The sequence below is a fragment of the Paraburkholderia sp. J11-2 genome (genome assembly GCF_905220185.1).
Taxonomy (GTDB): domain Bacteria; phylum Pseudomonadota; class Gammaproteobacteria; order Burkholderiales; family Burkholderiaceae; genus Paraburkholderia.
The window spans coordinates 15,212-39,527 of record NZ_CAJMYY010000014.1 but is presented as its reverse complement, the minus strand read 5'-3'; the positions used below and the strand labels follow the sequence as shown (position 1 = coordinate 39,527).

Annotated in this window: 22 protein-coding genes and 1 pseudogene; 11 read left to right on the top strand and 12 right to left on the bottom strand. The window is 60.2% G+C overall.

The features are described from left to right. Positions 1 to 11: 11 nt before the first annotated feature. Positions 12 to 533 (top strand): hypothetical protein, encoded by a 522-nt coding sequence (locus tag U5A57_RS20245; protein WP_321913450.1) that lies wholly within the window; start codon positions 12 to 14, stop codon positions 531 to 533. Positions 534 to 672: 139 nt separating this feature from the next. On the opposite strand, the gene U5A57_RS20240 is transcribed toward U5A57_RS20245, so the two are convergent. The 5 genes from U5A57_RS20240 to U5A57_RS20220 all read right to left on the bottom strand — a co-directional run bounded on the left by U5A57_RS20240 (position 673) and on the right by U5A57_RS20220 (position 5,817). Next, positions 673 to 1,938 (bottom strand): leucine-rich repeat domain-containing protein, encoded by a 1,266-nt coding sequence (locus tag U5A57_RS20240; RefSeq protein ID WP_321913449.1) that lies wholly within the window; start codon positions 1,936 to 1,938, stop codon positions 673 to 675. Between the two features lie 251 nt (positions 1,939 to 2,189). Further along, a complete protein-coding gene (locus U5A57_RS20235) occupies positions 2,190 to 2,387 on the bottom strand; it encodes a hypothetical protein (protein WP_321913448.1) in 198 nt (65 codons plus the stop codon). A gap of 169 nt (positions 2,388 to 2,556) precedes the next feature. Next, positions 2,557 to 3,825, bottom strand: coding sequence for an RNA polymerase sigma factor (locus U5A57_RS20230; protein ID WP_321913447.1), 1,269 nt, complete (start codon positions 3,823 to 3,825; stop codon positions 2,557 to 2,559). Beyond that, the gene (locus U5A57_RS20225; RefSeq protein ID WP_321913446.1) at positions 3,822 to 4,193 is read right to left on the bottom strand and encodes a YciI family protein; all 372 of its coding nucleotides are present in this window, start codon (positions 4,191 to 4,193) and stop codon (positions 3,822 to 3,824) included. Before U5A57_RS20225 ends, U5A57_RS20230 begins: the two co-directional genes overlap by 4 nt. A gap of 157 nt (positions 4,194 to 4,350) precedes the next feature. Beyond that, positions 4,351 to 5,817: a hypothetical protein gene (locus U5A57_RS20220; RefSeq protein WP_321913445.1), complete on the bottom strand. Its 1,467-nt coding sequence runs from the start codon at positions 5,815 to 5,817 to the stop codon at positions 4,351 to 4,353. Positions 5,818 to 6,372: 555 nt separating this feature from the next. Here U5A57_RS20220 and U5A57_RS20215 point away from each other — a divergent pair. Further along, positions 6,373 to 6,720: a hypothetical protein gene (locus U5A57_RS20215; protein WP_321913444.1), complete on the top strand. Its 348-nt coding sequence runs from the start codon at positions 6,373 to 6,375 to the stop codon at positions 6,718 to 6,720. 33 nt (positions 6,721 to 6,753) lie between these two features. Further along, positions 6,754 to 7,212, top strand: a complete 459-nt coding sequence (locus U5A57_RS20210; protein ID WP_321913443.1) for a hypothetical protein — start codon at positions 6,754 to 6,756, stop codon at positions 7,210 to 7,212. Between the two features lie 417 nt (positions 7,213 to 7,629). On the opposite strand, the gene U5A57_RS20205 is transcribed toward U5A57_RS20210, so the two are convergent. The 5 genes from U5A57_RS20205 to U5A57_RS20185 all read right to left on the bottom strand — a co-directional run bounded on the left by U5A57_RS20205 (position 7,630) and on the right by U5A57_RS20185 (position 12,760). Beyond that, positions 7,630 to 8,184, bottom strand: coding sequence for a GNAT family N-acetyltransferase (locus U5A57_RS20205; protein WP_321913442.1), 555 nt, complete (start codon positions 8,182 to 8,184; stop codon positions 7,630 to 7,632). 431 nt (positions 8,185 to 8,615) lie between these two features. Then, positions 8,616 to 9,011: a chemotaxis response regulator CheY gene (cheY, locus tag U5A57_RS20200; RefSeq protein WP_321913441.1), complete on the bottom strand. Its 396-nt coding sequence runs from the start codon at positions 9,009 to 9,011 to the stop codon at positions 8,616 to 8,618. A 547-nt stretch (positions 9,012 to 9,558) separates the two neighbouring features. After that, positions 9,559 to 10,584: a hypothetical protein gene (locus U5A57_RS20195; protein ID WP_321913440.1), complete on the bottom strand. Its 1,026-nt coding sequence runs from the start codon at positions 10,582 to 10,584 to the stop codon at positions 9,559 to 9,561. Next, a complete protein-coding gene (locus U5A57_RS20190; protein ID WP_321913439.1) occupies positions 10,584 to 11,927 on the bottom strand; it encodes a glycosyltransferase in 1,344 nt (447 codons plus the stop codon). Before U5A57_RS20190 ends, U5A57_RS20195 begins: the two co-directional genes overlap by 1 nt. 71 nt (positions 11,928 to 11,998) lie before the next feature. Next, positions 11,999 to 12,760 carry a M48 family metallopeptidase gene (locus U5A57_RS20185; RefSeq protein WP_321913438.1) on the bottom strand — a complete coding sequence of 254 codons (762 nt, stop codon included), beginning with the start codon at positions 12,758 to 12,760 and terminating at the stop codon, positions 11,999 to 12,001. A gap of 654 nt (positions 12,761 to 13,414) precedes the next feature. Between U5A57_RS20185 and U5A57_RS20180 the strand changes: the two genes are divergently transcribed. The 4 genes from U5A57_RS20180 to fabI are packed head-to-tail and all read left to right on the top strand — an operon-like array spanning position 13,415 to position 18,735. After that, a complete protein-coding gene (locus U5A57_RS20180) occupies positions 13,415 to 15,805 on the top strand; it encodes a DUF3141 domain-containing protein (protein WP_321913437.1) in 2,391 nt (796 codons plus the stop codon). After that, positions 15,802 to 16,740 carry a phosphate acetyltransferase gene (locus tag U5A57_RS20175; protein ID WP_321913436.1) on the top strand — a complete coding sequence of 313 codons (939 nt, stop codon included), beginning with the start codon at positions 15,802 to 15,804 and terminating at the stop codon, positions 16,738 to 16,740. Before U5A57_RS20180 ends, U5A57_RS20175 begins: the two co-directional genes overlap by 4 nt. A gap of 4 nt (positions 16,741 to 16,744) precedes the next feature. Next, positions 16,745 to 17,923, top strand: a complete 1,179-nt coding sequence (locus U5A57_RS20170; protein WP_321913435.1) for an acetate/propionate family kinase — start codon at positions 16,745 to 16,747, stop codon at positions 17,921 to 17,923. Between the two features lie 29 nt (positions 17,924 to 17,952). Then, a complete protein-coding gene (gene fabI, locus U5A57_RS20165) occupies positions 17,953 to 18,735 on the top strand; it encodes an enoyl-ACP reductase FabI (protein ID WP_321913434.1) in 783 nt (260 codons plus the stop codon). A gap of 313 nt (positions 18,736 to 19,048) precedes the next feature. On the opposite strand, the pseudogene U5A57_RS20160 reads toward fabI, so the two are convergent. Continuing rightward, a pseudogene (locus tag U5A57_RS20160) lies at positions 19,049 to 19,226 on the bottom strand (integrase); the annotation flags it as partial. Positions 19,227 to 19,745: 519 nt separating this feature from the next. Between U5A57_RS20160 and U5A57_RS20155 the strand changes: the two are divergent. The 3 genes from U5A57_RS20155 to U5A57_RS20145 all read left to right on the top strand — a co-directional run bounded on the left by U5A57_RS20155 (position 19,746) and on the right by U5A57_RS20145 (position 22,137). Beyond that, positions 19,746 to 20,174: a hypothetical protein gene (locus U5A57_RS20155; protein WP_321913433.1), complete on the top strand. Its 429-nt coding sequence runs from the start codon at positions 19,746 to 19,748 to the stop codon at positions 20,172 to 20,174. A 256-nt stretch (positions 20,175 to 20,430) separates the two neighbouring features. Next, complete coding sequence (locus tag U5A57_RS20150) at positions 20,431 to 21,294, top strand: ion transporter (protein ID WP_321913432.1); 864 nt, start codon at positions 20,431 to 20,433, stop codon at positions 21,292 to 21,294. Between the two features lie 84 nt (positions 21,295 to 21,378). Next, complete coding sequence (locus U5A57_RS20145; protein WP_321913431.1) at positions 21,379 to 22,137, top strand: TerC family protein; 759 nt, start codon at positions 21,379 to 21,381, stop codon at positions 22,135 to 22,137. Positions 22,138 to 22,595: 458 nt separating this feature from the next. Here U5A57_RS20145 and U5A57_RS20140 read toward each other — a convergent pair whose 3' ends face one another. Next, on the bottom strand, positions 22,596 to 23,036 hold the full coding sequence (locus U5A57_RS20140) for a potassium channel family protein (protein WP_321913430.1): 441 nt from the start codon (positions 23,034 to 23,036) through the stop codon (positions 22,596 to 22,598). Between the two features lie 427 nt (positions 23,037 to 23,463). On the opposite strand from U5A57_RS20140, the gene U5A57_RS41695 reads away from it, so the two are divergent. Continuing rightward, positions 23,464 to 24,216: a hypothetical protein gene (locus tag U5A57_RS41695; protein WP_415774647.1), complete on the top strand. Its 753-nt coding sequence runs from the start codon at positions 23,464 to 23,466 to the stop codon at positions 24,214 to 24,216. The last annotated feature ends 100 nt before the right edge of the window (positions 24,217 to 24,316 follow it).

The following is a 24,316-nucleotide window of genomic DNA, read 5'->3' as shown; positions in this document are numbered from 1 at the left end:
TGCACCTTCACATGGATTTCCATCATTTCACACACGGCCAGCTCGACTGTCGGGCCGCCGTGCTGGCAGGCGTCATCGCCGGCACTGTGTTCCTGGTGTTAGGGGTCGTCCTGATGGCACTGATGACTGGCGGCAGTCTGCTGGAGCCCCCACGCATGGTCGCCGCGATCATTCTGGGACGAGGCGCATTGCAATCGCCGCAAGCATTCTCGCCTGGCATCGTGCTCGCGGCCTTTGTGGTGCATTTTGCCCTTGCCATCGTGTTCGCACTTGCCCTCGGTCTGGTCATGACGTCATTCGACCTGGACTCGAGCATGGGGATGGCTTCGCTGGCGGGTGGCGCATTCGCTGTAGCCGTTTATCTTATTAATTTCTACGGCATGACACGGCTTTTTCCGTGGTTCGCAGAGGGGCGCAACCTGGCGAGCGTGTTCGTTCACATCGTCTTCGGTATCGTGGCAGCGAACCTGTACATGAGACTGGAGCGCAACACATCGCGCAGGGTCAGGGTGGTCGCGGGCGGCCCGTCGTAGTCCGGTGCCGTGCTGATCGACCGGTCTCCAGAGTGCCCGAGTGCACTAACAATGTTGATGCATTTAGATATCCCAGGTATTCGACACAAGTCTTGATCGTAGTTTAGTTCGAGTCGTGCGAGCGGGGCAAACCGGGTGATCACCATACAACTCGAGTGTTTGGTAAGGCCGCTTTGAGTTCATCGACATTCCGGGCCTTGGTACCATAGAGAACGAGCTCCCGCAGCCCGGTCAGGCCTTTCAGTACGTCGACGTCCTTGACTGGCGTATTCGCGAGATAGAGCTCTTGTAGCCCCTTCAGTCTCTTTAGCGCGTCGATGTCTTGAACGTCGGTGCGAAAGAGATTGAGTGTTCGAAGGGCAGTAAGATTGCTCAGCGCATCAATGTTCTCGACGCGGGTGTCGGAGAGATTGAGCCGTTGCAGGCCAGTCAGGCCTTTCAGGGCGTCGATATTCGTGACTGGCGTGCGGGCAAGAACGAGTGTTTCCATCTCGCGCAATCCCCGCACCGCCTCGATATTCTCGACTTTGGAGCCGTCGAGCACGAGCGTCTTCAGGTGTGGCATGCCCATCAGCACATCGATGTCACGAACAGACGTGTTCGCGAGATAGAGCGCCTGAAGATCGTGAAGATTCTTCAAGGGATCGAGGTGCTCGACTTGCGTCTCGTTGAGATCGAGCGTTATCAACGTGGTCAATTGACCGAGTGGCTCGATGTCCCTGACATTTCTCGCGCCACCCAGTTTGAGTGCTTCCAGACGAGGTAGCTTCGCCAGCGCTTCGAGGTCCCGAACCTGCGTATCCCGAAGGTCGAGTTGGCGCAACTCAGTCAAGTCCCTCAGTGCTTCGAGATTCGAAACGCGGGTGTCCCAGAGATTGAGCAATTGGAGACTGGTCGATTCTCGAAGCGCATCGATGTTCTGGACCTGGGTGCGGTGTATCACGAGTCTTTTCAGGGAACGCATTCCCTTCAGCACGTCGATGTTCCAGACCGGCGTGCCCGTGAGGTCGAGCGATACCACATCATCCAGCTCTTTCAGCGAGTCGATGTTATCAACGGAGCTGCCCGCCAGACTCAATTCGAGTTTCAGGTGAAGCTTGGCCAGGTGGGGGACCGCGGCGGCGAGCTGAGACGTTGTCACTGTCGGTTTTGCCCGCAATGCCAGGCATCCCGACTCGGGTGTGGCAGTTGAATCGCCACGGTCATCGCATGCGCCCGTGAAAAATCCCAGGCCGCTCAGCGCCCGTTCATCCAGTTTTTCCCGATCAGGGGCGAAGATCACCAGCAGGCTCACGAGCAAAAGGCCGATGCCGCCGCAGAGGGCCCAAAGCCTGACAGGACGCGAGACCGAAGTGCGCGCACCTTCGGTAACTGGCTTTGAGGTGGACGGTGGGGTTTCGGCCACGGCGGGCTCCGTTTGTCTTGGGTAGCCTCATTTATACACGAAGACCGAGGGCGCAATTCCCCGCCGATTGCGGCCCCACGCCTGAAGCTGTCACTGATTGACCCGGGCAAATTGTCCGGTTGGGGAGCACCAACAGAAACCCGCCGGTCCTCGCGGGAGGACGTGGCGGGCGGGTGTTGCAGGTGGATATTACAGGCCCACGCCAAGCGACGGAGCCTCGCGCCACGGCGCCTCGGCACGGCGGTGCCGAATCAGTTGTCGTCGCTTCTGGACGGGAGATGCTCGTGAGCCTCGGGCTCGGCCGCGTTGGCGTCTGGCAGGTCGTCGGGAGCCGGAGTTTGCAGGCCCGTCGGACCGGATGGGCGATCGGGCTGGCGAGTCGTGCCGGCGGAAGGGCGCGCGGTGTCGGGAGCGGTGCCGGTCGGCGCGGCCAACGGATGGGAGATCATGATGGGCTCCTGCGCTGATGAATGCAGCACCATTATGATAGACCGCCTGGCCGGTCCGCGGGAGACGCGCGGGCAAGCCGGGGAAAACAGTCGGCGCGGCCGCTCAAACTCCAAACATGATCTGTAGTGTCAAGCGTTCCATTGCGGGCGTTCGCATAGCCACACGTTACTAGCTGCTCGCAGATGCAAGCTCCAGTTTCTTGCGCTGCAGGAACCGGCGCACCGCCGGATCGCGCTCGAGGCCGATTGCAAGATCGTACGCGTCAAGCGCATCGGTCGTAGCGCCGGCGCGCGCGAGCAGATTGGCGCGTGCCGCCCAGTATGGCTGGTAGTCAGTCAGCCGCGGATCGTTCGCATACGGCGCGAGCGCGTCGAGCGCCGCCTGTGCGCCGTCGCGCTCCGCCAGTGCGAGTGCGCGGTTCACCGCGATCACGGGCGAAGCTGCTATGGCGAGCAGCCCGTCGTAGAGTTGCACGATCTCGTCCCAGTTCGGGCAATGCGATCGGCAGCGATGCACATGTGCCGACTGCAGTGCGGCCTCGAGTTGAAAGCGACCGATTGAATTAAACGCGTTCGCGCGCCGCAGCAGTGCGTTGGCTGCGTCGATCATCGGTGCGTTCCATGTCGCCGGGTCCTGAGCCGACAGCGGCACGTAATCGCCGGCCGCATCGCGTCGGGCATCGCGCCGCGCCTGCGCAAACAGCATCAGCGCAAGCAGACCCAGCGTCTCGGCTTCCTCGGGCAGCAGTTCGACGAGCAATTGCGCAAGATACAGCGCCTCGTCGGCTAGATCGCGCCGTTCGGTATCGCCGCCGACCGGGTCCGTCCAACCTTCCGCATACGCGGCATAGACAGCTTCAAGCACCGAGTCGAGCCGGCCGGGCAGTTCCTCACGCTCGGGCACGCTGAACGGAATGCCCGCTTCGCGGATCTTGGTCTTCGCGCGCACGAGGCGCTTGCTCATGGCGGCGGGAGACATCAGAAACGCGGATGCAATCGTCTTCGCTTCCAGGCCCAGCACGACCTGCAGCATCAGCGGCGTGCGAATCGCGGCCTCGAGTGCGGGGTGTGTGCATGCGAAGAGCAGCGCGAGCCGCCGGTCGGGCAACGCGCCGGGTTCACACTCGTCGATCTCATCTGCGAGGATCGCGAGCTGGTTCACCACTGTGTCGCCGACATGGCGATGGCGTGCGCCATCTATCGCCCGGCGGCGCGCAACGGTCATCAGCCAGGCTTCGGGGCTTGCGGGGCAGCCGTGCTCCGGCCAGTCCGCGAGTGCCGCCGCAAACGCGTCGGCGAGTGCGTCCTCGGCCGCGGCGACGTCGCGCGTACGCATCGCCAACAGCGCGACGAGCTTGCCATAACTGCGGCGCGCGACTGCCTCGGCAATGGAATGTGCGGCAGCGTCAGCGTGACGGCCGCCGCCGGACTGGCTCATGCAGCAGATGGCGCATCGTACGGAGCGGTCCAGACCGGGCGCACTTCCATGATGCCGTGAGCCGCGCCGGGACACCGCGACGCCCACGCCATCGCCGCGTCCAGGTTGGGCACGTCGATCAGGTAGTAGCCCGCGAGTTGCTCCTTCGAATCGGAATACGGTCCGTCGAGCACTTGCGGCTTGCCGTCGACCAACCGCACTGTCGTGGCCGTATTCGTGTGCTGCAGCCGGTTGGCGCCCACCAGCGCCCCCGCTTTCTGGAGCGATTCGGTGTACGCGTGATAAGCGGCGACGCCTTGCTGCCGCTCACTGTCGGTCATCTGGCTCCAGCCGTTTTCTTGCGAATAGATCATCAAGAGGTATTCCATTTGAGCCTCCGTCATGGGGTTGAGGCGGATGAATTACATCGTGCCGCCATCATAATGACGCTCACACGCCTTGCTGACGGACAAGGCGCATCAAAAAAAATTGCGGAGGGCAGATGGCCGCTGGTGAATACGCAGGCGGTTTGCCGTGTGACAGGCACTAATCGTCTTCGGCATCATCATGCTGGCGATGTTTCCAGCCCTTGTGCCGGCCGTTGTCGTGCCATTGCCGATGGTCCCAGTACTCACCCCCATAGCCGCGGCCGTATGCGACGGGCGCTTGCGCGTACACAACCGGAGGCCCCACGTACACACCGGGAGGCGCAGCGTACACGACCGGGGCCGCTTCGACGACGTCGCCTGGCCGCGCTTCATCGACGGGAACCTGTTGCACCGAACGGCGGCGATTTTGCGTGGCGAAATCGTCCGCGGTACCGGGCCAACCTGTGGCGACGCGCGGTGCCGGGAAATCCCGGCGTTGTGCAGCGCCGTGATTGAACGGAGGGGAAGGGACACGCCTGACGATCTCAGCACGGCCAACCGCAGTTCCACGAGCAGAGGCCGACCTTGGTGGTGCGCCATGGCCGGACGCAAGTGTCTGTCGCTTTGGCGATGTTGATCGGGGGATGCCGAGCGCTTGCCGCAAGCTTGTCATAAAGCGCGACGCCCAATGCCCGCGATTTTGGGCCGCGACGTTGCCGGCCTTACCCACTCGCCCTGTGGCCATCCGCGGTGCAGCACCGTCGCGGGAAGGTGCCGCGCTGCGGCCAGGCGAAGTGGAAGGCGTAGGTGGGGCGAGTTCCGCACGAGCGATTGCGGTTGCGCGAGCAGGAACTGCTGTTGCTGGCGAGACCTGAGCGGACGAAGACCCTTGTGGGATCGGCGATGCCGGTCTGATTATCCCGAACGCCTGTCGTGCGCTTGCGTTTGATTCGACGCCAGCGTTCTGATCATGGTCGGACCAGAGATCATACGTGACGGCACCCGCGGCCCCGAACGCCACTACGCTCGCCGGCGCAACCCAAAGTGCAAGGCGTCCGAGTCGCATAGGCGGTGTAGTGGGGACAGGATCAACCGCAAGATTGGCGCCCCCAGCCAGGCTGCGTCCGCCTAGATGCAGCAGCCCCAACTGTCCAGACACGGCTTCGGGTTTCCACTCATTTTGTCTGATGTTTCGATAGACCTTACTTGCACCTGTGTGCAGGCGCGGAAACCGCCTGAACAGGATGATGAGCGAAACAATGACGCACATCAGCGTATTGGCCAGATTCATCCAAAACATCCCATTCGGGATTCCCCGGCTCATTTCGAGGAGCATGAGTGCGAATGTGCCATTGCTGAAAGCCCAGCAGCCCCAGCTCAACAGACTGTGGCTGCGCATGTCTGCTTCCCTCGCGAGGAGTTTGCCGATCGTCGGAAGGTACGTGAGGATGCGCGCCCCATTCCAGAACAGGAACATCGCGCTAAGTGCCTGGATGTAGAGTTCGTGAGACATCTCGACTCCCTTGCCGTCCATGGCGGGCGGGCCACGTGTTACAGCGCCGGTATCCAACAGGCGATCGTCGTATGCCAGCATCGCTTCCGCCGGTCTCAATTGCCGGGTGCGCGCGAGTAGCAACGTTTCCATAGCTAATGCGCCTATGGTAGAAAATTTATTGCAACATCGCTGATCGCTGTCTTTTAGTGCCTATTGATGTGCCGAGAAAGTCGGTGAATCCAGGGCGGCCCGGCGACTTGAAGGTGGAAAGTTCACAAAGATTTCTTCGCGCTTGCGCCTGACGCTGGGCCTGAACGTCCGACCGAGGATGCAGGCGAACGGCGGGTCTTCGCCGACGACTGCCTGATGGGGCGGCCGAAGGCGACCCGCCCGAGTATGGGGGTTCGGACAGGTGGAATAGCCTGGCCTCGGCGGCGTACGGTCAACATGTGCCGGCGGCCCAGGAGGTGTAACGGGCGTTTTCGCACGGGACAATGTGGCGAGTCGTCGCCGCGCTGAACCTATCCTCGTGAATGCGTTTTGCATGATTTTGACAAGGTTCGTCGTTTGGATCTACAGACTCGTGCGCAGATGCCGATAAAGAAGGGTTGGGCGAGAGAAGGCAACGGATCTCGGAGATTTGCCAGTGGTACTTTTTGTAGCGACCAACCGCGGAAAGAGGAAAAAAACAAGGAGAAGACGAGAATGGATCGGGCGACTTTATCGCTGCTGCGTCAAACGATTGACGACCTGGAACGCTTATCAGTGACGCTTCCCCAAAAGAGCGAGGGAGTCATATTCCTCGGTCGGATCATTCACCAGTTGCAGATCCTTCAGGACACGGTCATTGCGGGGGATGCCCGCGAAACTGTATTTGTGTGCTCAGAGCAGATTGCGTCGATCGGGCGCTCGCATGAGACTTTCGTGCATGTTGCTGGCCTCGACCTGTATGCCCAGACCGTTGAGATTCTGACGGCGCTACAGAAGGAGGCGCACGTCTTCGCCGCCATTCAGCCGCAACAACACGGACCTCGCAAAATGATTCACGGGTAATCAACGCACTTGCAACGGACAACGAGAAGAAAGATGAAGGCATCGGTTGTTGGAGCGGTTATGCTCGCCTCAGTCTTGACTGCAGGTCCCGCGGTGGCTGAGCAACCGGTAGAGCCGGAGCAGAAGCTCTCGCACGAGGCAGCTTGGTGGTCTCGTGACGTGGTCCTCGAACGAAGGGCAACTGACGGCAGTTGGACTGTTCGATGGTTTGACGATCTTACGGTGCGCGGGGCATCGAAGGGCTACGCGGGAAATGAGAAGGAAGAGCCGCTCGTCGAGATTGCTGCGCTTCGCTTCGAGGGTGACGCCATTGCCTCGCGTGCGATCACTGTCAGCTGCTTGGGTCATTACGAAAAGCGGGTCATCGTAGCCGCCGATGTGGTTGATGGGGACGAGCTCAAGCAGGTCTGGATGCAGCAGTTCAGATGCGGCGATAGTGAATGGCGAGTGAGAACCGCCAATGCGACCCGATTACCGTCGACCGACCACTGATAACAGAAAACAACAGGTGAACAAACCACTCTGTCAATTGCCACAGTTAGAGCGAATGCTGATCGTAGTAGGCGATTCCAATGCTGGAAAGAGCACAGCACTGCGCAGCATGTTCGTCGACCCGCGCTTCGGGACGAGAGGGTGACGATTTGCCAACGCATTAACAATGCGAAGGCGATCTATCGCAAGGCGATCGACCCGAGCGCGGTGGACGGCGAAGGAGCGGCTTGGTGGGATGAGGTTGCAGACGAGGTTCGCCACGTGACTACCGCGCGAACGTTGAGCGACGCCGGCGCAGCCATCGAATAGTGGCATCACGACCGATGCCTTCATGCAAAAAGCGTGAGTCGACCCTGAGCGGACTCTTGAGCAACCCGAACACGGTCGATCAAGCTCCCAGCGGAATCGTAATGGCAGTCAGCGACTGCTACTCCATTCCATTTTTTGCAGGTTGATCGCGGGTTGACCGGCGAGTGTTTCCCATTCCGGCAAGAATATAAAACCATGCCTTCTATAGAGGTCCGCAGCGCGGCCGTTTTCTGGCGAGACTCTCAATACGACTCTTCTATATCCGCGTTCAATCGCGCGCGCCTGGATTGCATTGACGAGACGGCCCCCAATTCCCATGCCTCGCCGCTTCGGATGAACCCACATGGCAATCAAGTGGTATTCGTGCGAACGGGTTATCCCGTCTCCGATCAGTCCGACTGCATGTCCTTGCTCCAAGGCTACCAGGTATAGTGGTTGCGTTTGAGCTGACGCGCAGTCGCGCCATTGCTGCTCGCTATACGCGGCCGCTGTGGCGTAACGCAAACCGAACGCCGTTGGACTGTCAGACAGCGCAGCAAGGAAGATCCCTTTCAAGATCTCCCAGTCTTCTTCAGTGGTTGGCCGAATACCCACAGGCCGCATGCCGGAAGCTCGTATTCCGGTGCGTGGCGTGCCACCCACGTTGTCATTCGTTTTGTTCAATTCAAGAGCTTAATTGCGCGGCTGTAGTCGTCGGAGCATCGGTTTATTTAAGCTGCCCGACTGCGTGAGGCCCGGTTTCCGGGTCCTCCAGGGTTGGCGTGATATGTCCAACCAGAAGGCCCATGCTGATAGAAGTGCGCACGTATTGCGTATCACCGGCATGCAACTTGAACGTTACGGCTGCAATGAGCATGTCCTCAGGTTGCGTGTAGTCTGTCGCGCTTTGTCAATCGCAGCACTTTGGTTGTCGCTTTACCGGTCTACTAGCGACGCTCCAGCAAAGCGCACGCAGTCTGACTGAACGACCGTAAGTGGCCGCGTCCTGTCCGATGCAGCCGGCACGTTCCGTTAAGGTTTATTCGACGCCTGCCGACATGTGCGGTGGCATGCACATTCCTGCGGCCAATGGCAGGCCTTAACGCTCATTCATTTCACTTTCCAGTCTTGCCCATTTTCTCGACAATTCGGCTCAGCTTCTCGTCCAGGAGGGACGCGGGAAACGGCTTGACTATGTAGCCGTTCGCACCGGCCTGAGCCGCTGCGATGATGTTTTCCTTCTTCGACTCGGCGGTGACCATCAGCACCGGAAGATGTGCAAGACTTGCATCTGCGCGAATCTCCTTCAGCATCTCAAGCCCGTTGAGGTTAGGCATGTTCCAGTCGGTAATCACGAAATCGAAGGGGCTCGCACGCAGATGCGCAAGCCCCATCACGCCGTCCTCCGCCTCATGGACGTTCGTATAACCCAGATCCCTCAACATGGTGCGGACAATTCGGCGCATCGTCGGAAAGTCATCCACCACCAGAATTCTCATACTCTTGTTCATATCACTCCGCACGTTTTAGCGCCTGAAACCAAACCGGCCTTACGGCAGTCTGGCTTGAAACTTTAGTGTTCGAGTGGTCAAAGTATCGGTATCGCAGTCAAGTCGGTACGAAGATGGGGCTGATCCGACCGATGAAGGGTTATCTCCCAAGATTCGAGACTTGAGTCTGAGTGCTAAAGCCGCAGAGCCTGGAGGAGTGCGGCGGCCTTGGAGCGCTGTATTCCAGTGAAGGAATCTCTGGGCGCCGTAAAGTGCTGTCCCAGCGGCTTTGCAAGGTAGCAGGCAGCGTGCGCATGATCTCCGCTGCTCAGCCATTGGCGCCAGTGATTTGCCGGATGCGACGTGTCGAAACGCGCCGACGCAAGCGTATCGGCACTGGTCTTGTCGCAGGTGTGACTGGCGGCGAGAGCCGACCCATCGCAGTCTTTCAGTCCTGCCTCAACGTCAGCTTCCAGGCATCTCCGGCCGTCCAGTGACCGACGTTGGGCCCGGGGGGGGCAGCCGGGGGAAAAAAGAGACCTGGCGCGCGTGCTGCGACGGCGAGAATTCAATTGGGTAACTGAGAAGACGCGAAAAGGCGATCGAGTGGCAATACGACGACGATTCTCAACATGCGCCACCCGTAATTCTCGTTGAGATTCTGGACTGCATCCGAATAGGAGCTTCGGCTGTAGGCGAACTGCACTGCTGCAGTGATGCCATTGCTGAAGGTGCGCCTGGCAGTGATTCCGAATTCTGCCGTCGGCTTGTCAATGTCGTGATCGATCCATTCGTGGCCCAACCGGGCATACGCATAAAACCGCCAATCGCCAAACGAACGCCGCAAGCGCAGTCCTGCCTCCGCCTTCCGGTATTCTTCGGGACTGAAATACAGCTGCTGCGATTGTCCGCTTCCATGAAAGCCCTGCCCCTTCAGTTCGATGCCGATCCCGCTCTCCGGCACCGGGGAAAGGATCAGCCAGGTTCGCCCGCCAAGCTGCTGGTTGCCATCGGTAAATCGGCGCCAGGTCGGCATGGCTATCATCGTCAGGTGCTCGGTGGGCGCGTAGTCGAAGCTTGCCGCAAGGAAATTGGAGAGGATGCCATTCTGGACCGCTGCTTCGCTCTCCACAGCGTCGCGATTCGCAATAAGCTCGACACCGCCACGCTCTCCAAAGCGTACGTTCCATGTGACCTCCCCGTGCCATTGAGGATGCCCGGTCGTGGTAACCGCCAATCGGCCGGTAATTCCTTCTGCCGTAAGCTGATTGACTTTCCGCCCTTCGATCAAAACGGAGTCAGCAATGCCAGTCCAATCGCCCTGGCGGAATTCGTCTCGAGACACGCCAAGGCTGACAAAGTCATACCGGGATGCATAGTGAACCATTCCGCCAAGACGGAGCGAATCCCGTTCGAATCCCGTCGTATCGCGGGTTCCGAAATAGTCGGTTGTCATCCCGGCCAAGGGGGCATACTCAGGCGACTCGAAGAGGTCTGGGCTCTGTCCGGGCGGGCGTTTGTCAATCACCTCATCGTATGCGGCCGCGCTGGCTGCGACCGCGAAGAGCAGCACCGGCAGCAAACGCAGGACCATTATTTGGTACCCCACGTTTTCGCCTGTCCGAACAATTCGGCGAGGTAGCCGCGCAAGCTGGCCGGATGATTGATGAGTCCGTAGGCCAGCGTATAGACGACAAGCGCCAGTGGATCCCACGCTATCTTGCAGCCTGCCTGGTGAAAGACCTTTGCGCTCATCCGGTACATCACGAAGCCGATAAAGCCGGCCGATGGGATCAGCGCCAGCGTCAATGGACCAACCAACCAGTAATGGCCGAACAGTGCGAGTACCAGGCCCGGAATAAACGCGAAGGTAAAGACCAGGTCTTGCCACGGGAAAAGCAGGTTCCAGACAACAAGAAATGTTGTGATTCGGCGCTGGCGCAGAATGCCCGGGTGATGACGGAAAGCCTCGATCATGCCTCTCGCCCAGCGAGCCCGCTGCCGTAGCAAGCCGCCGAAAGTTTCCGGCACGTTGGTGAAGCAGAGCGCCCGCTCGGCGTAGCCGACGTCGTATCCTCGGGACAGCAACGCCCAAGTGAGGACAATATCTTCGCCAAGGCTCTGTGGCCACCCTCCGATTTCTCGCAGCAGATCGGTACGGTACAGTGACATGGCACCTTGGGCGACCAGCGTTCCGCCATAGGCGGCCTGCGTTCGTTTGGTCGCCGCAATGCCGTGCAAGTAGTCCCAGTATTGGACGCGAGACGACCAACTCCTGTCCCTATTGCCTACGAATACGGCCCCGGCGACCGCTGCGGTATTGGCCGGTCCGTTCAAGTACTCCAGCACCAGATAGCGGAGCGCATCGGCGTGTAGCCAACTGTCGCCGTCAACGGTAACGACCAGAGAATGGTGCGCGACTGCAAGTCCACGATTGAGAGCTGCTGCCTTGCCCGCGTTACATGCCGAAACGATCACACGTACTTCCGGGAAAGTCTCGCGTACGATCGTTGCGGTTCCATCCTGAGAACCGTCGTCAATGACAATGATGTCCAATCGTGCAGAGTACTTCTGGCTTAGAAGAGAGTGCAAGGCATTGGCAATCTGGCCGGCCTCGTTATACGCCGCGATCAGGACTGTCAGGGCGGGGTAGGCAGTGGGTTCGCGGTAGCGACCGCTCGGACGTTGCAGGAGGGTCGCGGTCTGAAAGGCGTTCATGAACCCTGGCGCCAGCGCAATGCCGCCGACGACCAGCCACGTGGATACCGAGCCGATCTTTTCCGCAAGTTCGGCCACCCATGGCAGCGCCAACCAAAAAGAAACGCCAAGCCATGCAGTGGCCACGACCAGGGCGCAACCGAAGCCGCGGATGCCGAGTAGGCCTGGCCCGGCTCCAAACGGCCGGAAATGAACTGGGTCGACGTCTTCGATGCGCATGGCGTGGCCGGTTTCGAGTGGCGCGGCCGGGATATCGCGACAGCGCCAGATTCTGATCACCTTCCGCCGCATTACTTATTCGACGCGAGCCGCTCCTGGATGTGTTGCGCGCGCGCCGCCGACGCCGGGTGCGAACTCAGAATGCTCGACTTGCCGCCGTCAAATTTCGCGAGTTTGTTGAACGCGGTGACGAGACCGGACGGATCCAAGCCCTTTTTCTTCTGGATATCGAACGAATAGTCGTCCGCAGCCATTTCCTGCGATTGCGAGAACTGTGCGTTGATCAGTTTCTCGGAGAAGTCGCCGATTTGCGACGCAGAAATCGCGCCTGTCATGCCGCCCGCCGACGTCGCCACCGAGCGCAGCGCCGACGTCGAATACGCGACCTGCATCGCCTTCTTCGTGTGGCCGAGCGCGACGTGCCCCATCTCATGGCCGACGACGCCGCGCACTTCGTCGTCCGTCATCATGTCCATCAGACCGCTATAGACGCGTACACAGCCGTTCGCCATCGCCCACGCGTTGACGTCCTTCGTGATGTAGACCTTGTAGTTGACGGGCACGCCGTTAATGTTATTGCCAAGTTGCGCGGCGATTTTGTTCAGGCGCTGCGTGTACGGGCTGTCGGCGGCCGCGATCTGGTTTTCCGAGTCGAACTGTGCGCACGACTTGTCGGACAGCGTGCGCACATCCGCATCGGTGAGCGACGCGGCCTGAAATGCCTGTGAGCCGGATTGCGCGAGGGCATTGGGATCAAGGCTCATCCCCGAGCAAGCGGCGAGCATGCCGCACGCGGTGGCAGCGGCAGCGAGAGCAATGCAGGTCGTTTTCATGTCGAACGTCCTTTGACGGTTCTCGTAGCCTTCTACACAGGGAAGCATTCTTCCGCAACGACGATTTTAACCTCGCGACTTAACTATAGTGGGGAGGACACCAAGAGGGGAGGACACCGAGAGAATTTACTGCTCCATATGTCGTTGTCGTTCCCCCACGCATTTTTTCAATTCCTGTGAATGACAATGCTTTCCGTTTCAAAACGTGAACGCTAGCGCTAGACGGCTTATCCCCGGCAAGTGACCGCCCGGACCCAGGACTTATCGACCTCAACCGATGCTCGAACGGCCGCTACCTGCTACGAAGTTGACGTCCGGATACCCCGTAACGAATCTGTCACGTGCATCTGCCAGTGTTTTAAGAGATCGTATCCATGTGCATGTGGGCATCGGCTGAAACGAAATCATTGTCGAAAATATTTATAAGTATTCCTTTCATTGTATCGTCAAGAGGTGGCTGTGCTCGTTTTCGGGTCGTCGCTTGGTATCACGACTTGTCTTCCCGAAGATTTGCTTTAGATAGCTTGCCTGTTTGAGGAGAGACTCGCCCCGATCATCTCATTCCAAGCACGTCGCAGACGCCTGTGTCTGCCTGTACCTTCAAGGTAGAGGGCGTGTCTTTTCCCATTCGTTCGCTAATGACTAGGTGATGCCATGACAGACGTAGCCCATAAGTACGCACGTTGCCAGGAAGTCGGTAGCAGGGTTGCCCGGCTTTTCGCAAAGCGTTCCGAAGTCGCGCGCTCGCAATTCAATCGGCGTTTAGCGGATGCGGCGCGGCGAGTCGGAGGCAACGGTGCGCCGGCGCCTGGCAATCCGGCATGGACAACGGCGTTGGACCCCTGGGCCGGCTACCGCTACGCAGTGGATGTGGCCGAGCGTTCCGTCCTCTTCTGGGACACCCTGCGCCAGCGCGGAAATGCTTTCGTCGATCAGGCGCGCGAGGGTCTTCAACCGGTCTTGCATTTCGGTCATGAACTCGTGGTCGATGGTCGGAGGCTGCCTCGGCCAGTCAACTATGCGCTCGTGCGTCTGCTACCTCCCGATGGCGTGGTCATCGACGTTAGCAAGCGTCCCTATGTGATCATCGACCCTCGTGCGGGCCACGGTCCCGGCATAGGCGGCTTCAAGGACGATTCGCAGGCGGGAGTTGCGCTCAAAGCTGGCCACCCTGTGTATTTCATCATCTTCTTTCGCGACCCTGAGCCTGGCCAGACGTTGCTCGACGTTTGCGCGGCCGAAGAACAGTTCATCAGAAAGGTATGCGAACTGCATCCAGACAGCCCGAAACCGGCAATCATCGGAAATTGCCAGGGCGGCTGGGCCGCGATGATGCTGGCAAGCTCCGACCCGGACCATACGGGGCCGCTCGTCATCAATGGCGCTCCGATGTCATACTGGAGCGGCGCATGGAGCGAAGGTGAGGGCGACAATCCCATGCGCTACTCCGGCGGGATGCTGGGCGGCACCTGGCTCGCGTCGCTGACTGCGGATCTCGGCAACGGCAAGTTCGACGGCGCACATCTCGTGCAGAACTTCGAGAATCTCAACCCCGCCAACAGCCTCTGGGACAAGTACTATCACCTGTTCGACAACATCGATACGGAGCCACCGCGCTTCCTTGATTTCGAGCGCTGGTGGGGCGGCTACTACTTGATGAACCGTGAGGAGATCGAATGGATCACGCGCAACCTGTTCGTCGGTAACAAGCTGTGGTCGGGCGAGGTTCGGGGTCTTGATGGAGCGGCGTTCGATCTACGGCAGATCAAGTCGCCGATCATCCTGTTCGCGTCGCTTGGCGACAACATCACGCCGCCCCAGCAGGCATTCAACTGGGTCGCCGACATCTACGGAAGCACGGAGGAGATCAAGGCGCGCGGTCAGGTGATTGTCGGGCTCGTGCACCAGAGCATCGGCCATCTCGGCATTTTTGTTTCGGGCAAGGTCGCGAAGAAGGAACACCGTGAGATCGCATCCGTGCTCGAAGCGATCGAGGCGTTCCCGCCCGGTCTCTACGGGATGCATATCGCCGAGCACACCGGCGAGGACGGCAAGACGGAGTATGACGTCTCATTCCAGGAGTATTGGCTCGAAGATATCGCCGCGCGGCTGAACCGGTTCGAGCGCATTGACGAGCAGCCGTTCGAGGCCGTCAAGCGCGTATCGGAGTTGAATCAGCGCGCGTATGAGCTATTCCTGCAACCCTGGGTACGCGCCGTGTCGAACGACGCGACAGCAAACCTGCAGCGGCAGTTCCATCCACTGCGCGCGCAACGCTGGATGTTTTCGGACATGAACCCGTGGCTCTCGTGGCTTGGGCCAACGGCGGAAGCGGTCAGGGCGAGACGGCATGCGCAAGCCCACGAGGACACCCGGTTGAGGGAGTTCGAGCACTATGGCTCGGCAATGATCAGTGCATCGCTCGACTTCTATCGCGCGATGCGCGACGCCATGACTGAAGGCGCATTCTTTTCTCTCTACGGGAATCTGTTCTCCGCCGATCAAAGTGAGCAAGCGCAAGCGAAAACCGCAGAGGCATCTGGAGATCGGCGTGATCTGCCCTTCGTGAGGGATGCGTTGGCGTCGATCAACGAGGGCGGCTACACAGAGGCGCTTGCTCGCGCCGCTTGCCTGCTCGCTCGTCACGGCGAGCCGCTTCCGTTGGCGCGGCTGAACCTGCGGCATGAACTCGCAAAGGACTATGCCGCCTATCTGCCCCAGCTTCCAGGCGACCAATGGAGGCGTGTGCGCGGTGAGCAGGAAATCATCGTGCATTACGAGCCGGATCAGGCGCTGGCCACGCTCCCGAATCTGCTAAGAGACCGGAAAGACCGGGAGAAGCTGCTGGAACTGGCTGAAAAGCTTCTCGCTGACAGGCGCGTTCAGGCAACGGAGCCGACCCCAGCCCAGCTCAGCATGCTCGATTCGATCCGCGCTTGCCTGCCGTTGGAGCGTGCAACCGCGCCACGGTCAGCGGCGTCGGTGCATCAGGTTTCGGAAGCACCGCCCTCCCGCCTGGCACCCGGACTCAAGGAGGCATCGTGAATCGCGAACACGAGAAGTATGAGGCGCTGATCGCCGTTTGCCGGTCCTTACCGCCGCTGGCCACCGCGGTCGTGCATCCCTGCGATCGAAGTTCTCTCGAAGGCGCGCTGCAGGCGAAGGAACTTGGCCTGATCGCCCCGATCCTCGTGGGGCCGCGCGAACGCATCGAAGAGATCGCCGCGCGCGAGCACCTGGACATTGCCGGCTGCGCGATCGAGGACGCACCACACAGTCATGCCGCGGCGGCAAGGGCGGTCGAACTGGTGCGCGAAGGGCGCGCCGAAGCGCTGATGAAAGGCAGCCTGCACACGGACGAACTCATGGGCGCAGTGGTGAGCCGCGATGGCGGCCTGAGAACGGAACGCCGCGTGAGCCATTGCTTCGTTATGGATGTGCCGCGCCACGAGAGCGCGCTGATCATCACCGACGCTGCGATCAACATCGCGCCCACGCTCGCCGAGAAGGGTGACATTCTGCAGAACGCGATCGATCTGGGGCACGCGCTGCGGCTGCCCGAAGTGCGGGTGGCAATCCTTTCGGCGATGGAGACGGTCAATCCCAAGGTGCCATCCACAGTGGAAGCCGCTGCCTTGTGCAAGATGGTCGACCGCCGCCAGATAACCGGCGCGCTGGTCGACGGCCCACTGGCGCTCGACAATGCCATCGATCCCGAAGCCGCGCGGATCAAGGGTATCGATTCACCGGTGGCGGGACGCGCGAATGTGCTCCTGGTGCCCGACCTCGAGGCGGGCAACATGCTGGCCAAGAGTCTGTCCTTCCTCGCTGGAGCGGACGCAGCCGGCATTGTGCTTGGCGCGAGGGTGCCGGTCATCCTGACGAGCCGCGCGGATTCCGTTGTCACGCGGCTTGCCTCGTGTGCCGTGGCGTCGCTCGTGGCCGCGAAGCGCAGGGAACATGCGTGGGTAAAGGGGTGACGCCATGGCCGACGTCATACTCGTTCTCAACGCCGGTTCTTCGAGCATCAAGTTCAGCGCATTCGATGCCCAGTCGGAGGACCTGGCGCTCATCATGCGCGGCCAGATGGAAGGCCTGCTTTCGGCGCCGCATTTCGCCGCATTCGACGGGAAGGGCAATCAAACCGGAGAGGAGGATTGGGGCGCGAGCCTCGAGCATGAAGAGGCGGTCGTCTACATCGCCCAGTTTCTGCGCAGCCATCGTGACGGCAACCAGGTCGTTGCAGTCGGGCATCGTGTGGTTCATGGGGGGCAGGCGTACTCGAAACCCGTGGCCGTCACGCCAGATGTGCTGGATGAACTCGCCAAGCTCACGCCGCTCGCTCCGCTGCATCAGCCGCACAACCTGAGACCGATTCGTGTCATCGCCGAGCGCAACCCGGACTTGCCACAGGTCGCGTGTTTCGACACGGCATTTCACGCTACACAGCCTGCACTCGCTTCGACGTTTGCGCTGCCGGCCGCGTTGACGCAGAAAGGTGTGCGGCGATATGGCTTCCACGGCCTTTCCTATGAGTACATCGCACGAACGCTGCCCGACGTTGCTCCCGATGCAGCGAAGGGCCGTACCGTCGTGGCGCACCTCGGCAATGGCGCCAGCATGTGTGCGATGGACGCAGGCCGGAGTGTCGCGAGCACGATGGGCTTTACCGCGGTCGATGGATTGCCCATGGGCACGCGTAGCGGCAATCTCGATCCCGGCGTGATCCTCTATCTGCTCGATGAGCTAAAAATGGATACGCGGGGCGTCGAGGACTTGCTCTACCGCCGCTCGGGGCTGCTGGGCGTATCGGGCATATCGGGCGACATGCGCGCGCTGCTTGCAAGTGACGACGCGCGTGCGGCCTTCGCCATCGAGCTGTACGCGTATCGAATCGCACGCGAGCTCGGGTCGCTCGCCGCCGCGCTGCAGGGGCTCGACGCACTGGTCTTTACAGCGGGCATCGGCGAGCACTCGCCTGAGATCCGGCACCGGGCTTGCGAACAGGCGCGCTGGTGCGGAGTGGAAATCGACAGCGGCGCGAACGCGGCCGGCGGCCCCTGCATCAGCACCGCATCGAGCAAGGTCGCCGTATGGGTTGTCCCGACCAATGAAGAACTGATGATCGCCCGCCACACGCGGGAGGTGGCGGGCATTGCGTGAATCTGCCCGATTGCGAAGGGAGGAGACAGATGAGCCTGAGCACTGAACATCCGGTCCTGAAGGGAAAAAAGGCGCTGGTCACGGGTATCGCCAACGAGCATTCGATCGCTTACGGCTGCGCCCAGGCGTTCCATGAACTGGGCGCGGATCTCGCGATCACTTATGCCGACGAGAAGGCGAGGTCTTACGTCGAGCCACTGGCAAAACATCTCGAGGCGCCCGTTTTCATGCCGCTGAACGTTTCACAACAAAATGAGCTGGAGGCGGTATTCGCGCGCATCGCGAATGAATGGGGCCAACTCGACATACTCGTGCATTCCGTTGCATGGGCGCCGAAGAGCGATTTGCAGGGCGGGCTGCTCAACTGCTCCGCTGATGGATTTGCAGCAGCCATGGACGTTTCATGCCATTCATTCGTGCGGATGGCCCGGCTCGCCGCGCCACTCATGAAGAACGGCGGCTCCATGTTTGCGATGAGCTACTACGGTGCGAACAAGGTGGTGCCCAACTACAACGTAATGGGGCCGGTCAAGGCGGCACTGGAGGCATGCGCGCGTTATCTTGCGTTTGAGCTGGGTCCGCAGCAGATTCGTGTGCACGCCATCTCACCGGGACCGCTGAAAACCCGAGCCGCATCCGGTTTGAAGGACTTCGATCTGCTGCTGACGCAAGCGGCAGAACGTGCACCGCTTGGCGAACTGGTGGATATCATGGACGTCGGCTATACCTGTGCGTTTCTCGCGACGCCCTATGCACGACGACTGTCCGGTGAGACGCTTTACGTAGACGGCGGCGTTCACATCATGGCGTAGCCGAACGACGGGCCCGCTACTTTGCCGGTGCGGCGATAGCGCAGCCGCCGCCATGAGCGCCGACCGGTGTTCTTCAGGCTGACCCGTGCCTGTCGTGGCCGGTTCCGATCGACTCGAAAATATCCGCGCGCGACCGCTGAAGGCGGCCTGAACATAGGTGCGAAAGACATGGTGTCCTCCTATGCCCCGCGGCGACTCTCGACCGTCCAGATGTCTGCGCGCGGCCACGTACATTGCTCATGATGCGCGCGTTTCCGGAAAAGAGCAGACGTACGCCTGATGGCGGCAAACCTCCGTGCGGCGAGCATGGCAGTCACTGCAACGCGCGAAGTTTCCCTGTTCGGCGGTATATCAATGGCGTTTTTGTGCGACGCATCGCGTGCGTGCCGTACGCAGTATCGTCAAGCCCGATGGAGGCGATCCGGCGGCGGGACCCTTCACGCGTATTGCCGCGTCGAGCCATCCGGTGATACATACAGTCGACTCGGGAATGGCGGCTTCCTTGGCGCGCAACCAATGCTGTGCGGAATCTAGCTCCCAGTACGGTAGCTGCACTCCTGGGCGCTAGATTGGCGGCTCTTTTCCTGCATGGCCGTTCACTCCATACGTCGTGCTTGAGCAACGGATCGTTACCCAAAGCGTCGGGGCTCAGAGTCAGTTTCGTGGCGCCTGGCTATCGGACGAAGGTCCGATATCACCGTCGATCGAGTGGCTCTAATCTGGATGTCCGCTACTTCGATCGAGGTTGCGATGCGTCCACGGTCCAACGGCCTCACGAGTCCGGTTGCGGCCTTTTCCGGACGTGTCGCGTTACTCGCGTTCCGGGTCCCGACGGCCGGGGTAGAGCCGCAGCCCCCAACTTCGCATCACACAGCCCCGATGACCAGCCTGGCTCGCGGGGCACGCCCCTCGGGGAGAGCGCCGATGAGACGTACAAGCGACGCGGCGATGGCGAACCGCAGCATTGACGTAGATCCACTCGATGCATTTTTCGTCGAGGGGAGAATGCAATGAGTCTCACATGTGGCAAGCGGCAATCTCGCACCGTCGGCGCGGGCATCATGCGAAAAGGTCCAGCGATAGGCGGCCAGACGGCTCTTAAGCGCCTTCTGAATGTCAGCCTCCTTGGTTCTTTCGTGCTTCTCACGGGATGCCCTTACTACGTGGCGCCAGCCGGAACCGTCGTCATGATCCCGGCCAGTTTCGACCGGTCCTTTGCCGCCGCGTCCGGCGCAATGCGCGACGAAGGACTAACCATCACGACCCAGGATTCAGCCAGCGGAATCATCGTCGGTGGACGTGATGGCACCACCGTGACTGCGAGCGTGCGCCAGCAAGCAGACGGTAGCGTAGTCGTGCAGTTCCACTCGGGCGACGAGGGAGACCCCACATTGCTCCAGCGTGTTTCGCAAAGCTACGACCGGCGTATGGGCCGCTGACGGTGCGCTGTTGTATTGCGCGAGAGACGTGCTTTCAGATGCAATTCAGAACCTTGTGACGGCAGTCACGTCACGGTTACTCATTGCACGGCGAGACGCAATCACCATAAGCGGTAATATTTCATGCTTTTCGCTACATGAAGTCTAATTACCGCTGCCGGCTGACTGTGCTCGCGATCGGCTACTTCGTACGTGCACTGGTGGCGACGGTTTCGTTGCCTGTCGCGTACACACTCGCAGCGGTTTGATCTCGACCATGAACGTCGTTCGCCCACTTAAACGTGATTTTGGCAGACCCGATCATGGTTGGCGGCGGCGCATGTATGCCATCCTGGTTGATGCCGAGACGGATGCCGCACGCCGCTTCAATGCCGCGATGCTGTCGGCAATCATATTCAGCGTCGCAGTCGTTATGTTGGACAGTGTTGAGGCTGTTCGCGCCCGTGAGCTCGTGGTCCTCGATTTTCTGGAGTGGTTCTTTACACTCCTGTTCACCGCCGAATACATTTTCCGGCTCCTCTGCGTGGAGCGTCCGTTGCGTTACGCGCTGAGCTTCTTCGGCATCATTGACCTCGTGTCGATCCTGCCAACCTATCTTGGCTTACTCTTGCCAGGCTTCCATGTCCTTGTCGACGTCAGGTTGTTGCGCATGCTGCGCATTTTCCGGATCGTGAAGCTGCCTCTCTACTTCAACGAGTCCCAGGTTCTCTGGCGCGGACTCGTCAGGAGCCGGCACAGGATCATGGTATTCCTTGGCGTCGTGCTGATTCTGATCGTGGTTCTTGGCACTGTCATGTATCTTGTCGAGGGACCATCGAACGGATTCACCAGCATCCCGGTCAGCATGTACTGGGCGGTGGTTACGATGACCACCACAGGCTACGGTGACATTCATCCGAAGACGCCGCTCGGGCAATTCATCACTTCGCTGGCCATACTGCTGGGGTATGGCGTAATAGCCTTCCCGGCGGCCATGGTTGGCGCCGAAGTGGCGACGGCGACGCGCCAACCACGGCGGCATCCCCGCGTCTGCCTGCGATGCCATAGTGAAGGGCATGAAGTGGATGCAGCGTATTGCAGGCGCTGTGGCGAACCGCTTCCCCCAAGTGATGCTCAATAGTCGGCTCCCCGAGTGCAAGGAGCCTTGCAATCAACAGACGGCCCAACAAGACGTGATACTCGTTCTTCGGAGAATCTCGTAGCCATGGACTCCCTCGTCACCCTCGTTTCCGACCCCGCTGCCTGGATTGCACTTGTGACGCTCGTGGTCATGGAAGTCGTGCTCGGCATCGACAACCTCGTATTCATCTCGATTCTCACCAACAAGTTGCCGGTGACGCAGCGCCCGAGGGCCCAGCGGATTGGCATCGGCCTTGCCCTCGTGATGCGCCTGGCGCTGCTTGGCACGGTGGCATGGATTACGCGTTTGACGCAGCCTGCACTCTCGCTGTTTGGCCATGCTTTTTCCTGGCGCGATCTCGTCCTGCTGAGCGGGGGCCTCTTTCTTGTCTGGAAGGCGACGAGCGAGATCCACCATAACGTCTCTGGAGATGAGGATGATCAGTCGAGTGGCGCCGCGCTTTCCGCGCTCACCGAGCGAGCAGCCATTGCGCAGATCCTGATGCTGGATCTGGTGTTTTCCATCGATAGCATCGTGACAGCAGTCGGGATGACCGAGCACGTGGCAATCATGTATGTTGCTGTGATCGTGGCTGTTGCCGCGATGCTGTTTTCAGCCGGTCCGTTGTCGCGTTTCATCGACCGCAATCCAACTATTGTGATGCTCGCACTGAGTTTTCTTCTGGTGATCGGTATGACGTTAATTGCCGAAGGATTCGGCTCGCACGTCCCGAAGGGCTATATCTACGCGGCAATGGCATTCTCCGCATTCGTCGAAAGCATGAACATGCTTGTGCGCCGTGCAAAGCGGCACCGTCGTGAGGGTGGTCCACTGCGCGACTGACGGCTCTGGTCAACAGCTTGACCAACGCATTCACGCAGGAAGGCCCGCTCAGGCGAGCGGACCTCACGCGCATGATTGCGCGACTGCGCAGGTGAGCGGTGCCATTTGGCCGCCTGCTGCCCTATGCGGTCGGACGGGATCGCCCCAGCTATTGCACTGGGGCAGGGAATTTTCATACGCTCAACGTGACGAGTCAGCACGAAAGGGACGTGCAGGCTGACATCCGTGAGCGAATCGCCTGCTGATGGTGGTTGAGTCCGATGTGCCAGCAGCGTGCATTGCGCGTGGCGCACTTGCACCGCAAACTCGAAAAGTCGGCGCAAGCATAGCCGTGCTGCACACACGGTTGAATAGGACCATGGTCGGATTGCCCTGTTGACGACTGGTGCTGCGGGGCGCGGCGACACGACAAATCGCCACGTTGATGTCATCGGTTGCCTTGAGGCTTGCTTTCGTGGCTACTCCTGTTGCAGCCGGGCATGATGGTACTTAATCACATCCATGACCGCAGCCGTCATCACCGAGGTCGAGACTCCGAACATAAGGATGCCGTTGGCAGCTTCGATTGGGCCCAGCATGCGCCATTGCTTGGACATGACGATGTCGCCGTAGCCCAGCGTGATGAAATTGACCGCGGAGTGATACAGAGCAGTGGCGAAATCGGAAAACTCACCCAGGAACATGAACAGCGCAGCCCAGATTGCCATTTGGGCGAAATTGCAGAGCAAGGTCAGCAGCATCACGCTTATCAATAGCAGAACGTCCACCCATAGCAGGTCTTGATTTTTGACGTTGCGCCGGAAGCGCGCGTACCGGCGCAGGCAGATGGCTACCACCACGCCTTGCAACAGCAGGCACAGGATCATGGCCGGAGCGGCGGCCAGTATATTGTGGAGCATGGTTGACTCCGTCTTCAGGGGAAGCGTGCAGGAAAAAAGGCGCCCCGTTCGGGACGCGGAGATCGCAAGTTTGAAACGCGCAAACGCGTCCAATCATAGGAAAGCTCGCATATCGATGTCGAATGGCCGGCTGCCGGGGATTCTCCCTACTGGCTAAATTCAGGATCGGAGAAAGCACACTGTGCGACTCGCAGGACGCACAACGGTCATATGGCGACGCGTGAAGTGCTTGCGAACATCCACTCCCGTATGCGGCCGACGTGCGGCAGTATCCAGCCGGCATTGGGGCCCTTGCGCTGCCCCCCGGCGCTGCCAGTCCATCAAAACGTGGGTACCGAACTATCGACTCTTTCATATACAGCTCGCACCAACATCCCTCGTTGGCAGCTAGCGCGACGTCTCGTTGTCTACATCGAGTCGAGGCCATATGAGCACTATCATGCCGGCGGGTCGTGTCGAACCCGAACGGCGCGAACCAATTCTCAATACGGTCGACCGTGTCTGCGAAATATGTTTTGGTCTGTTCATGGCGCTGACGTTCGTCGACGCCGTCAAGGCGGTCACCGCAGGCGAAGACGAGGGGGACAAGATGTTCTTCGCCGCACTCGGATGCAATCTTGCGTGGGGCCTTGCCGGCGCCGAGATGTATCTCGTCCGTACGCTCGCTGATCGGGGGCAGCGTCTGCAACTCGCGCAGACCGTCAAGCGCGAGCAGGACCAGGCGGTCGCCGTACGGGCGTTGCGCGATGCATTGACCGAGAAACTGGCATCGCTCGTCGAAGATGCCGACCTTGAGCGGATCCGCGTGCGCCTCGCGGCCGCCTCGACGCTGTCACCTCGGGCGAATTTCGTCAGGGGGATTTTGTCGGCCTGCTGGGCATCTTTCTGCTTGTCGTTCTGGGAACGTTTCCGGTCGCGTTGCCGTTTCTCGTCGTCAAGGCCCCGACCACACTGCTGCTGGATACTCACGCAACCAGCGCTAATACTTGATGTCCCGTTTCTGCTGGCGACCTTCCTGCTTCGCGTTGCGTTTGTCCTGCCGGCATTGGGAGTTGCTCTTCTGGTTTGCAGCCCGGCAGTCGACCTTGCCCGCTCGCGCTTGCTGTTTGGCAGCCTGGTTGACGTTCCTGCCTTGTTGGCGCTGCTGCGACTGGGTGGTGGCCAAAGCAGCGCTCGATAGCGCCATGAGTCCGGCGGTAGCCAGCATTGCGCCCGCCCGCTTCCAAAGTCCGTTTCTTGATTCGACCATTGTCACTCTCCTTCGCGCCTGGTTGAAACCA